This window comes from Photobacterium ganghwense, assembly GCF_017329545.1.
Classification (GTDB): domain Bacteria; phylum Pseudomonadota; class Gammaproteobacteria; order Enterobacterales; family Vibrionaceae; genus Photobacterium; species Photobacterium ganghwense.
In genome coordinates this window covers 1953533-1965452 of record NZ_CP071325.1, presented here as the reverse complement: position 1 = coordinate 1965452, position 11920 = coordinate 1953533, and the positions used below count along the sequence as shown (strand labels likewise).

General features: G+C 52.5%; 8 protein-coding genes and 1 pseudogene. All 9 read left to right on the top strand.

Annotation, left to right across the window (positions count from 1 at the left end; translation table 11 throughout):
- The first annotated feature begins 22 nt into the window (after positions 1 to 22).
- Positions 23 to 1339: an amidohydrolase gene (locus FH974_RS09020; RefSeq protein ID WP_207103211.1), complete on the top strand. Its 1317-nt coding sequence runs from the start codon at positions 23 to 25 to the stop codon at positions 1337 to 1339.
- Between the two features lie 679 nt (positions 1340 to 2018).
- Entirely contained in the window at positions 2019 to 4316 is a 2298-nt protein-coding gene (locus tag FH974_RS09015; RefSeq protein ID WP_242551886.1) for an FUSC family protein, read from the top strand.
- Positions 4317 to 4374: 58 nt separating this feature from the next.
- Positions 4375 to 5976, top strand: coding sequence for a TolC family protein (locus FH974_RS09010; protein WP_207103706.1), 1602 nt, complete (start codon positions 4375 to 4377; stop codon positions 5974 to 5976).
- Positions 5976 to 6179 carry a DUF1656 domain-containing protein gene (locus FH974_RS09005; protein WP_207103209.1) on the top strand — a complete coding sequence of 68 codons (204 nt, stop codon included), beginning with the start codon at positions 5976 to 5978 and terminating at the stop codon, positions 6177 to 6179. The genes FH974_RS09010 and FH974_RS09005 overlap by 1 nt, the downstream gene beginning before the upstream one ends.
- A gap of 17 nt (positions 6180 to 6196) precedes the next feature.
- Positions 6197 to 7086, top strand: a pseudogene (locus tag FH974_RS09000) (HlyD family secretion protein).
- A 12-nt stretch (positions 7087 to 7098) separates the two neighbouring features.
- Positions 7099 to 7770, top strand: a complete 672-nt coding sequence (locus FH974_RS08995; RefSeq protein WP_047885617.1) for a potassium channel family protein — start codon at positions 7099 to 7101, stop codon at positions 7768 to 7770.
- Positions 7763 to 8884 (top strand): AI-2E family transporter, encoded by a 1122-nt coding sequence (locus FH974_RS08990; RefSeq protein ID WP_207103705.1) that lies wholly within the window; start codon positions 7763 to 7765, stop codon positions 8882 to 8884. Before FH974_RS08995 ends, FH974_RS08990 begins: the two co-directional genes overlap by 8 nt.
- Before the next feature lie 202 nt (positions 8885 to 9086).
- Positions 9087 to 10253 carry a YcjF family protein gene (locus tag FH974_RS08985; RefSeq protein WP_207103208.1) on the top strand — a complete coding sequence of 389 codons (1167 nt, stop codon included), beginning with the start codon at positions 9087 to 9089 and terminating at the stop codon, positions 10251 to 10253.
- Positions 10234 to 11781 (top strand): GTPase family protein, encoded by a 1548-nt coding sequence (locus tag FH974_RS08980; RefSeq protein ID WP_207103207.1) that lies wholly within the window; start codon positions 10234 to 10236, stop codon positions 11779 to 11781. Before FH974_RS08985 ends, FH974_RS08980 begins: the two co-directional genes overlap by 20 nt.
- Positions 11782 to 11920: the final 139 nt, after the last annotated feature.

Here is an 11920-nt window from a genome sequence, read left to right as displayed (position 1 = left end):
GGAAACGAATAGGAAGACACACGTGTTAACTAACTTACAATTCGATGAATCGTCGCTGACCCAACGCTTAATGAATTTTCGCCGGGAATTTCACCGTTATCCGGAAGCTGCCTGGCGGGAATTTTTCACGACCAGCCGGATTGCCGGTCACCTGGAAGCGCTGGGATATACCCTGTGCTTCAGCGATGAAATCATTCATCGGGATGCCATCATGGGGCGGGATGAAACGCTGGTGGCGCAAGCGCAGCAGCGTGCAATGGTCTGGGGTGCGGATGAGCGTTACATGGCCAGAATGAACGGCATTACCGGTGTCGGTGCCATTCTTGATACCGGTAAACCGGGGCCGGTCATTGCCATGCGTTTTGACATTGATGCTGTTGAAGTGATGGAAAGCCAGAATGACTCACATCGTCCCCGTTTTCTGGGTTTTGCGTCGCTGGAGCCGGGCGTGACCCATGCCTGTGGCCATGATGCCCATAGCTCGATTGGTCTTGGGATCGCAGAAATTCTGGCAGCCAACACATCTCAGATGACAGGTACCATCAAGCTGCTGTTCCAACCGGCAGAAGAAGGCTGTCGCGCCGGTAAAGCCATTGCTGAAAGTGGCTGGCTGGACGATGTGGATTACCTTTTTGCCGCCCATATCGGAATGAATGTGCCGAGCGGGACGCTGGTGTGTGACCCTCAGCATTTCCTGTGCAGCTCCAAGTTTGACTTGCACTTTACCGGTAAACCGGCTCACGCCGGTATTGAACCTAACGCCGGTCACAACGCCCTCGCGGCGGCCTGTACGGCTGTGACTCAGATGCTGGCGATTCCCCGTCACCGTGACGGGATGACACGGGTGAACGTTGGCCAGATGCATGCCGGTGACGGGCGTAACGTGATTCCGGCAAATGCGGTGCTGATGGGGGAAACCCGTGGTGAAAATCGCGAGCTGAACGCGTATATGTTCCAGCAGGTTGAAACGATCGCCAAGGCCGCAGGGCAGATGCACAGCGTGCAGGTGGAGATCCGGCCACAAGGCGAAGCGATTGGGCTGGAAAACGATGTCGAGATGGTGAATCTGTTGGAACGCTTGGGGAAACCGAGCGGCTTTGCCGATGTGATGCGTGAGAAAGATTTCGGTGCCAGTGAAGACGCCGGTTATCTGGTTGATCGGGTGCAGGCGAACGGTGGCAAGGCGGTGTACTGCCTGATTGGTTCAGACCTGACAGCAGGCCACCACAACGGCGATTTTGATATTGATGAAAGCCGTATGTTGCCTGCTGTGCGTTTGTTTCTGAATGCGATCAGTAGCTTGCAACGGGAAGCACAGTTGAATGACGCGTCCCAGTGAAATAGCTCAATAAAGTAGCTTAAGAGCCATAGTTATCAGCATGTATTTAAGCTAGCTACGAGCATAGAATCGAGCATAGATACAAGCATAGCTACGAGTATAGATACAAGATCACAGCTCAAAAACATAGCACGGGAGCACAGCCTGAGAGGCAACGAATTAAGCCAACCAATTTCCGGCCTAATGTCTGGCACAAATGCTCCACAGGGTTAGCTCTACAAGGTTAGAGACAAACCGGTATACAGACCTCAGCGATAGCCTTGCTCAATGTAAGGACACCTCCGACAGACCCCGAAGCGAAAGTTTCGGGGTCTTTTTTATACTTAAACGAATTTGTTTAAGGTTCAGCACAAAAATTTTTCAAAAAGCGCATATTATTTCTATGGTTAAAGAAAAATAACTTTCATCGTCATACGCCGACGGGAAACCGTCAGATAGCTTTGTCAGCGCCGAACTAGTGACTCCGAACTGCATTTCGAACCGCAGTATCCAGAGTGCCTGAGTTTCATTGATTTGAGTTTCACAGACTTTAATTTCACAGACTTTAATTTTACAGACCTAAGCCCAGCGCGTTGTCGTTCACATGAGGGAGCCGCACTTGTCCAGTACAGAAGGCAGCAACTCAGCCGAATCAGAAATTGTGATGACCCGGCCATCTACGTGGCTGATCCCTTTTTGTCTGAGCGATAAGTTCAAATTTGCCTTCCGTGTGGCGGTCAGCCTGACATTTGCCTACTTGTTCCCCATGGCGATGGGCTGGAGTAACCCGTCAACAGCAGCCACGACAGTCATGTTGATTGCATCAACCGGCAGTCGGCGTGAATCGCTGGCAAAGGGGACATTGCGGGTTCTAGGCACTCTGCTCGGTGGCTTTATCGGACTGGTGCTGGTGGGTATGTTCGCGCAAGACCGCATGCTGTATCTGCTGGTGGTGTCGCTGGTCGTGACGGTGGTTTTCTATATCCGCTCTGCCTATCTCAATGATCCCACCTTGTTCATGCTCACCGGGGTCACCACGCTGATGATGTATCACGGTGGTGATGCACAGGGCGCGTTTCTTTACGGCATCGAACGTATTTATATGACTGTGTTTGGTGTGGTGGTGTACACCCTGATTGGGATCTTTTTGTTTCCACCCCGGGTAGAGCAAAACTTGCATCAGATGGCTGACGCACTGGCCGCGGCGCAGAAAGCGTTATTTGATGCTATCTGCCAACCACCTGAATCCCCGTCATCAGAAACGGTTAGCCACATGGCGGACAAAAGCCAAGCGGCGGAATTTCAGTCCGATAAGAGTCGCAGCACGGATACCGAGCGAATTGTTTCCGATGCAGGTTCAGGGAGTGCTCCGCAGACTCAGACTCAGGCCCAGCCTCATATCTCGCCGGAAGCAGATAAAAATGCCTCTCACACAGATTTAATGGCATTAACACAAGCGATGTTTGCCGCTCAGAAAGCCTTTGATACCCGATATCAGACTCTGAATGCCGATTGCAGTGAAATTTCTGCCTATAAAACGGAATGGGACGGTGCTCAGGCGTTATTCAGCCAAATCACAGATTTGCTCGCGATGGCTGCCAGACAGCATCCCCGCGCCGGGGGGCACCCGGAGCATTATATCCGCGATTTTTCTGCCCGCTGTGAAGAGATTACGGCGCTGTTTGCCAGCTTGCCGGAAGCGTGGGAGAGCAAAGAAGTGTATCCGCTTGTGGCACTTGAACCGATAGAGTGTGACGGTGATGTACTGAAACAGGCGAGCCATCTCTATCGTGGCGAAGCGATTACGCTGAATTATCTGCTTGGTCAGCTTCAGGAAAAACTGTGTCAGTTGCGCACCTGCATCAGCAGTATTGATTCGGTGACGGGCGGATTAGGGTTGGATCTGCCAACGCCTGCCGCCACACCTGACTTCCGCTGGTGGGATGCTGAAAATGCCAAAACTTCGATAAAGGTACTGCTGACCTACTGGCTGGCCGCCGCATTCTGGATCAATTTCAATCCACCAGGTGGATACAATGTGGTGATATACAGCGCCTTGCTGGTTTCGCTGCTGTCTTATATGCCGATACACCCGGTGCTGCTGCTGATTCTGTTTACCCTCGGGTTTGCGTTTTCTGTGCCTTCCTATGTTTTTATCCTGCCACAGCTGACTATAGGCTCAGAACTGGCCGTATTCATTTTTATGTATACATTTATTGGTTTCTACCTGCTGAAAGGGCCGGTCACGATCTTCTTCCTGCTTGGGATGTTCACGATCGGTATCAACAACACCATGGTGTACAACTTCAATATCACCATCACCATAGTGACGATGTTTTACCTCATTACGTTCACGGTAATTTTGTCGCATTACCTGCCGTTTACCAGCCGCCCCGAAGCGCTGATGCTGATTTTCCGCGAACGTTTTTTCCGCCACTGCTATCGCTTATTCCGGCTGATGCAAAAGCCAAAGCTGACAATTCGGGATCGTATTCTGCGTCGGTGGCATCGGGTCACCATGCAGGCCACACTGGGTAAAATGAAGGTCTGGAGCCAGAAAGTACCGACAAAGTCGTTTCCCGATATCGAACAGCAGGATATGGCAGCGTTTATCGCTGCGTGTGAGGTATTTCAGCATCATTTATTAATGCTGGATCGGGGCAAGTCAAAGCTGAGCGACAACGAAATTGTGCTTAATGCACAGAAAAAACACCGGGACCAAATTTTACCGGCGGTCGCTAAATCTCTGATGGCCGCACCGGAGAAGAGGGATCCACCACCACATGAATCGGAAGATCTCCGGCAGGATTATCATGAACTGGAACATCGGTTGGATCAGTATTTTGAGCATATCGTGCTGGAAAAGCACAGCAGTAAAGACATTGCCGGATTTTATTTTTTCCTAAACTTGAAGAAAAACTTATTTGAATCATTGATGTTATGTAAGCGTGCCCATGATCAGGTTCCCTGGTCGGCACTTCGCATGACACGTTTTTAAGGGGAAAGGCGTGACAGGCAAACTGAATGTCTGGTTTCTCGTGGGTGTCTTGGCCTCCATGCCCGGTTGTACCGTACTGGGGCCGAATTTTACCGGAGTTGATCCGGTGCCGTTGCCTACCAGTTGGGATCAGAGGGATTATCAGCTCAGCCAGACGCAGACCGCACGCTGGTGGCAGCAGTTTAACGACCCCAACCTCAATCATCTGGTTGATTTGGCGGCGCAGCAGAATTTGGATCTGACCGCGGCCGGTTTGCGGATTTTGCAGGCCAGAGCGGCGTTAGGGGTGGCTGACGGATTGCGGTATCCACAACGGCAGACGGTATCCGGGCGACTGGCAAAGGTCTATCAGTCGGAACAAACTTTCGATAATACCAACCTGACGTTTGATGCGGCCTGGGAGCTTGATGTCTGGGGGCGTTACGTGCGGGGCGTAGAATCGGCAGAAGCGGCAATGTATGCCTCTATTGCCTCTTATCATGATGTGCTGGTGACCATTACGGCGGAAGTGGTCCGCAACTACATCAACTACCGCACCTTCGAAGAGCGTATTCTGCTGTCGCTGCGTAACATCGATATCCAGAAACGGGTCGCCAAAATTACCCAGGTGCAGTATGAATCGGGCGATGTGACGGAGCTCGATGTACAGCAGGCGAACACCCAGCTGTATAACACTCAGTCTGCCTTGCCCAGCTTGAAAATCGGTTTGATACAGTCCCGTAATGCGCTGGCTGTGTTGCTGGGAATGCTGCCGGACGACGTGGAGATCTTGCTGAAGAGTCCCGCCGTCAGGGCAAAAGTCGCTGCCTTTGATAACAAGTATGAGACCCACCTCAACAGCCGACTGTCTGAAAACTATGATCAATTGTCCCTGATACCGGTTCCGCCGCGGGTTCAGCCACGCATTGAAGCATCCCTGGTGTTGCGGCGCCCGGACTTGCAGTTGGCGGAGTTACAGGCACATGCGCAAAGCAGCCGGATAGGGATCGCTCAGGCAGACCTGTATCCGCAGTTTACGCTCTTTGGTGCCATTGGTTTTGACAGCACAGTACCGGCCGGTGGTGACTTTTCTTCCAGTAAAGCCTTGAACCTGCAAATGGGGCCTTCTTTTTCCTGGAACATTTTTCAGTACGGCAGGGTGAAAAATAATATCCGGCTGGAAGATGCCCGTTTCGAGGAAACCCTGACCAACTACAACCGGCAGGTGTTGCTGGCGGTGCAGGAAGTCACGAATGCCCTGGAGTCTTATCAGCTTAACCGTGAGCAGAAACTGCTGGCGTTTAACTCTGTGGATGCCTCGGTTCGGGCCTTTAACATCTCACTGACCCAGTACCAGAACGGTCAGATTAGCTTTGAGCGATTACTGGATTCTGTCGAGAAGATGACCCGCAGTGAAGATAACTACGCCATTGTGAAAGGTAGTGTCGCGACGCAGGTTGTGGCGCTGTACAAATCGCTGGGCGGCGGCTGGGAAGCCAATACCGGCAAGGCATTCGTTAGTGATGCGACCCGCGAAAAAATGGCGGAGCGCACCGACTGGGGTGACATGCTGGAAGAGACAACACTGCCGCCGTGGGCGCCGGAACCGGTCACGCCGGCCAAATCCCCGTTCGGGGATCCGATTGACCCGGCCAAGCAACGTTATCCGGGAGGACCCTGATGCCATATGAATTATCGTGGGGAGATGTGTATTTTTCCCCGTTTTTGCTGGTGGTGGTCATTGCCATTGTGGCTGCCTGGGTGACTGTGATGGTGCTGAATGCCACGCGGTTGTCCCGACTGATTGCCTTTCCGTCGGTCACTTTTCTAGCGTTTGTCGTGTTCTACATCGTGGCAGTGGATGCCTACTTTATCCGTTTTTAGGTGCAGCTATGAAAAAAATTAAAAAGCTCATCGTGGTGCTGATTAATGTCCTGATCATTGGCGGGGCGGTGTATTTCGGCTACCAGAAATACGAGGAGTATTTTGCCAATCCCTGGACCCGAAACGGACAGGTCAGGGCCAATATTGTGAAAGTGGCACCGCGGGTTTCCGGCCCGGTGGTAACGGTGGCGGTGAAAGACAACCAGTTTGTGCGCAAAGGGGATTTGCTGTTTGAAATTGACCCGACCACCTTTGATGTTGCGCTGTCTCAGGCTGAATCGGCACTGGAGCGATCCCGTATCAGCGCCAAGGGTAAAAAATCGAATACGACCGGTTGTTGGATATTCAGGCTAAAGATCGTGGCGCGGTGTCGCTGAAAGACTTAACCCGTAGGGAAATCAGCTATCAGGAATCGCTGGTGCAAATTCGTATTGCGGAGCAGAAAGTACATGCGGCTAAACTGAATCTTGAGTTTACCCGGATAGTGGCTTCGGTCGATGGCTATGTGTCTAACTTGGATATCCGGGAGGGAACGCAGGCCGTCGCGAATCAGCCGTTGCTGGCGCTGGTGGATGTTAACAGCTTCTGGGTGTTTGCGTACTTCCGTGAAAATGAGCTGTCTCGTATTCACATTGGGGATGATGCCAAAGTGACGCTGATGGCGTATCCGGAGCAGCCAATTGATGCGGTGGTCGACTCGCTGGGGTGGGGGATTGCCCCGCAGGACGGCAGTGTCGGCTATAACCTGCTGCCTAACGTTAACCCGGTTTTCCAGTGGATCCGGCTGGCACAGCGTATTCCGGTGCGCATTACGGTTGGCGATCTGCCGGAAGGGGTTCACCTGCGATTCGGTATGACAGCGTCGGTCATGGTCCTCGACCAATCAGATAAGCAACAGAACCAATGAGGAGGCGGTAGGATGGGGCGAAAAATCACCGAGCAGAACAATTTCTACTACATGACGTTGGCCCTGATCATTTTGTTGATTTCCACGTCACTCGGCATGGTCATTAAACAGAACTGGTTGGACACAATTTTTCAGGCCATCACGATTTTTACTTTTCTCGTCTGCCTGATCAGCCTCCGCTTTGCCGTCGGATGGTATCGTTTTTTGATGACTATCATGATTATCTGGGTCGTATTGGCAATCAGCAAAAATGTCTTCGGCATTACGCAGGTCGACATTGCCATGATGTTGTTGATGCTCATGTTTTTTATCGGCACCTTTAAAGCCATTGTTCGGCAGATCCTGTTCACGGGCTCGATTGATAACAACAAAGTGGTTGGCTCGCTCGCGCTCTTTCTGTTGCTGGGGCTGATATGGGCGATTCTTTATTTGTTAATTCTGGAATTTTCGCCTAGTTCTTTTGACGGGCTGGAATATCAGGATTGGGGGCTGAACTTTACCAATGTTGCTTACTTCAGCTTCGTGACCCTTACAACGCTGGGCTACGGTGATATCAGCCCGGTGACGCCGTTTGCTCAGGTTGTCGTGTATCTGGAAGCGATTGCCGGTGTGTTCTATATGGCTATTGTGGTAGCCAGCCTTGTTGGTGCCAGTCAGAGTAATCAGGAAAAACATGATGAATAATCAAAATCCGCAACACTCAGAATCGAGCAGTGCCTTTATCAACAACATGGTCGAGTCAGCCATTCGAATTGGTTTGCTGTTTGTGCTGGTCGTGTGGACCTATGACATCATTAAACCCTTTCTTATCCCGGTGCTGTGGGGGGCTATTATTGCGGTGGCGCTGATGCCGGTGACCAAAAAGCTGGCCAACTGGCTCAACGGCAAGGAAAGTCTGGCCGCCACGCTGCTGGCATTGCTCGGTGTGCTGGTGCTGATTGTGCCGCTGATTCTGGTCATGGGGTCAATTTATGATGGCATTATCAGGCTCACGGAGGTGTTTCAGGCCGGAGAGATTCGTATTCCCGGCCCGACCGACCGGATAGCGGCCATTCCGGTGATAGGGGACAAGCTCTACAGTATTTGGTCATTATTCTCCACCAACCTGGAGCAAGCCATCACCAATTATCTGCCACAGATTAAAACCGCCGTCGGGGCGTTTGCGGGCATCCTTGGAAGCGGGGTGCTCACGGTGGTGATGTCCGTCATTTCCCTGCTGATTGCCGCCGCCTTTATGGCCAATGCGGAGTCCATGTCGAAAGCGGTCAAAACCGTGTCGATACGGATAGCCGGCCCGAAAGGGGAACAGTGGGCAAGCCTAATTGCCGCAACGATTCGCAGTGTGTTGCTGGGTGTGGTTGGGGTGGCTTTTATTCAGGCCATTTTGATTGGCGCGGCGTTTTTCGTCTTTGGCATCCCGGCGGCAGGCGGGCTGACACTGCTGGTCTTTATTTTGGCGATTGCCCAGTTACCGGCACTGATCATTGTGCTGCCGGTGATCATTTATGTTTTTTCGTACATGGATACGACGCCGGCGACCATCTTTACGGTCTGGGTTCTGCTAGCTGGCTTGTCGGACAATATCCTGAAACCCATGCTAATGGGTCGGGGTGTCGAAATACCTATGCCGGTTATCCTGATTGGTGCCATCGGCGGGATGCTGGTCTCGGGAATCATCGGTTTGTTTGTGGGAGCCGTGGTACTGGCTATCTGGTACGAACTGTTCACCCATTGGGTGAGAACCCCGGTCGGCCAGCCTGAAAAGGCTGACGAGACGGCCCAAAATACCGAGGACTGAGGTTATCAGCCCCGTCTGTCGCCTGATGGCGGGGCTGAGTTTATCCCACCGCCTGGTAATGTTCGTTCGGTCACGCCCGGTGGAAAAGGCGCTATCTGGCTACCGAGGGCGTTATTCTGCTACCAGCAGCACTATACAGTTGCTATATGAAACCTTTTGAGTCTGTTATCGTGGTCGCAGTATCGCAAGCAACGGGGTTGTCATGCAGCAGTTCTTTGAACAAATTTATCAATACCTGAATCCATCCAAAAATCCTGATCTTTCTCCCGCCAGTGAGCAATGGGAAGCCCAGTTGCCCACGCTCTGGTTACTGGGAAAAACCGGTGCGGGCAAGTCTTCTCTGATTGAATCCGTGACCGGAAACAGCGCAATTGAAATCGGCAATGGTTTTCAACCCTGCACGCAAACCTCAGTGGCTTATGCATTTCCGCAGGATAATCCGATCATTCGATTTCTTGATACTCGGGGACTGGCGGAAGCCAGTTATGATCCGGCAGAAGACATTGCCGCCTGCCTGAGTCAGAGCCATGCACTGATCGTCGTCATGAAAGCTGAAGAGCCTGAGCAGGGTGACGTGCTGCGCGCGTTGGAGAAAATCCGTAAAGATGCCCGAATCCAGTCGTTGCTGCTGGTGCATACCGGTTGTTTATCCATTCCGCAACGTGATCAGCGCCAGCAGGCGATAGCCCATAACCAGGCGCAGGTCACGGCAGTCTGGGGAAAGTCGTTCACTTCGGTCGAGGTGGATTTTGCTGTTTTTGAGTCTTCGGATAGTACTGGTTCGCAGGCACCGCATGGCTGGTCAGCCCTGACGGCGCAGCTGGCCGAGTTGATGCCGGTGTTGTATTTACTGCGTCAGGAGCAGCAGCATAAAGACGCGGAACATAGGAATTTTGCGACCTTGCAGCGGGAAGTATTGTGGTATGCCGGTACAGCGGGGGCATCCGATGCGTTGCCCGCGGTAGGGCTGGTTTCGGTTCCGGCTATTCAGGGCAAAATGCTGCACAGTTTGGGCGGTCACTATGGCGTGACATGGACACGGCAGCGTTTTGTAGAGTTTGTCGGTCTGCTGGGAGGAACATTTGCCCTTAAGTACCTGACCAAGCTGGGTGTCAGACAAATCGTCAAGCTGGTGCCAGTGTATGGCCAGACCGTCGGCAGCGCGGTGGCTGTTGCGGTCAGCTTTGCCATGACCTATGCCATCGGGCGTGCCGCCTGTAAGTACCTCTACCACCTAAGCAAAGGGGAATCGGTGACTGCGCAGGACGTGAAAAGCGTGTTTGAAGAGGCACTGAAACAGGTAAAAGCCAGTGGCGTTAACGGATTGCGCGCCAAGGCCGGAGATCATAATGAAAAGAACAAAAAATAGCCTCGGGATGTTATCTCGTCTGTCCGCCGGTGTCGTGCCGTTGCTCATGGCAGCCCTGACGCTGCCGTTACTGGTGCTGGCCTGGCTCGGGCTGGTCAGTGTGTTTCAGAATGACTATTGGTTACTGCTGTCTTTGGTGCTGGCCGGATCGGCCTTGCTGGTGCTAATCGGTTATCTCAGCTTACAGCGACGCCGGGCTAACGTGGAAGCGATGACCGATTTCGAGCTGGAAGGGGACTATCAGGTTGCGCCTTCTGGTGAATGGGGCAGCTTCGAACGCGAGGTTTGGCAAGCGGTGAACCGAGAGCTGGATGCAAGGCTTGATAAAACCACGACCTGGCCTTCACTGCGTGAACTGGGCACAGATTTGGCGATGGAAGTGGCCGGGCAATACCACCCAGAACGGCAGGGGAAGGCGCTGGCTTTTACTGCGCCGGAGTTTTTGCTGATGCTGGAAAACGTCAGTCAGCGATACCGCCGGTTTCTGCTCAAACATGTGCCTTTTGCCGAGCAGTTGAAACTGTCAACCCTTAAACAGGGTTACCTGTACAAAGAGAAGCTGGATACGGCCAAACAGGTCTATGATGTTTACCGGCTGTTTCGACTGGTCACGCCTGCCGGATGGATTGCTGAAGCCCGGGGACAAGTGCTGGGTTACCTGTTTGATGAAGTGAACGTGGACGTACAGTACAAACTGAAGAAGGTGCTGATGCAGGAGGTGATCTCAGTTGCCATTGACCTGTACAGCGGCCGGTTTGCTCTGGCTGACGATGAACTGGGGGAAAGTCATGGCCACGAAACCGATCAGAGTCACCTTGCGGCCGAAATTGAGCCGTTGCGGGTCGCTCTGCTGGGGCAGATCAGTGCCGGTAAATCGTCGCTGATTAATGCCTTTATCGGAAACCTGGTCGCCGAGGTGAATGCCATTCCGACAACTGACAGTGTAGTGATCCATAAATGCGAGGTGGAAGGCATTGATTGTATTCATCTGGTGGATCTGCCCGGCATAGACGGAACCGAAGCCAATCAGAAATTACTGCTGAAACAGGTGACGAACAGCGATGTGGTGCTCTGGGTCGTAAAAGCCAATCAACCGGCCAGACAGCTTGATGTCGCCTTCAAACAGGTGCTTGATACTTTTTATCAGCAACCGGAACATCGCAGCCGCAAGCGGCCTAAAATCATCATGCTGCTGAATCAGGTGGATCGTCTGTCGCCGGTTACCGAATGGGATCCTCCGTATCGTTTGGACCAGCCGACCAACCGGAAAGCTGAGAATATTCAGGCGGCACTGGCGTACAACATCGCTCAGTTGCAGCCGGATGATGCAGTGGTGATTGCCATGCCAGATCAGCAACCGGCCTATCAGCTGGAGAAAGTGGGGGAAAGCCTGCTGGCAGCGTTTGAGGATGGCGTTAATACACAGCTCAACCGGCGTCGGCTTGAGCATGCGCGTGGCGCGTTAGGCGATCAGGCAAAACGGCTGTATCGACTGAGTAAAGTCGCACTGAGTCAGTGGTTTACCTGATTACTGTATTTGTGAGCGGTGCATTTTAGATAGGTGCACGTGTCATAAATGCAAAACTTAAGCGCCATGAGTAAGCAGTTATCGCCGCTTCCACGGAACAGTCGGCGATAACTGTTCTTCTGAATTATTGTTCTGAACT

Coding starts and splice junctions, on each gene's coding strand:
- FH974_RS09010 (WP_207103706.1), top strand. CDS start 4,375: ATGCCCGGTTGTACCGTACTGGGGCCGAATTTTACCGGAGTTGATCCG.
- FH974_RS09005 (WP_207103209.1), top strand. CDS start 5,976: ATGCCATATGAATTATCGTGGGGAGATGTGTATTTTTCCCCGTTTTTG.
- FH974_RS08995 (WP_047885617.1), top strand. CDS start 7,099: ATGGGGCGAAAAATCACCGAGCAGAACAATTTCTACTACATGACGTTG.
- FH974_RS08990 (WP_207103705.1), top strand. CDS start 7,763: ATGAATAATCAAAATCCGCAACACTCAGAATCGAGCAGTGCCTTTATC.
- FH974_RS08985 (WP_207103208.1), top strand. CDS start 9,087: ATGCAGCAGTTCTTTGAACAAATTTATCAATACCTGAATCCATCCAAA.
- FH974_RS08980 (WP_207103207.1), top strand. CDS start 10,234: ATGAAAAGAACAAAAAATAGCCTCGGGATGTTATCTCGTCTGTCCGCC.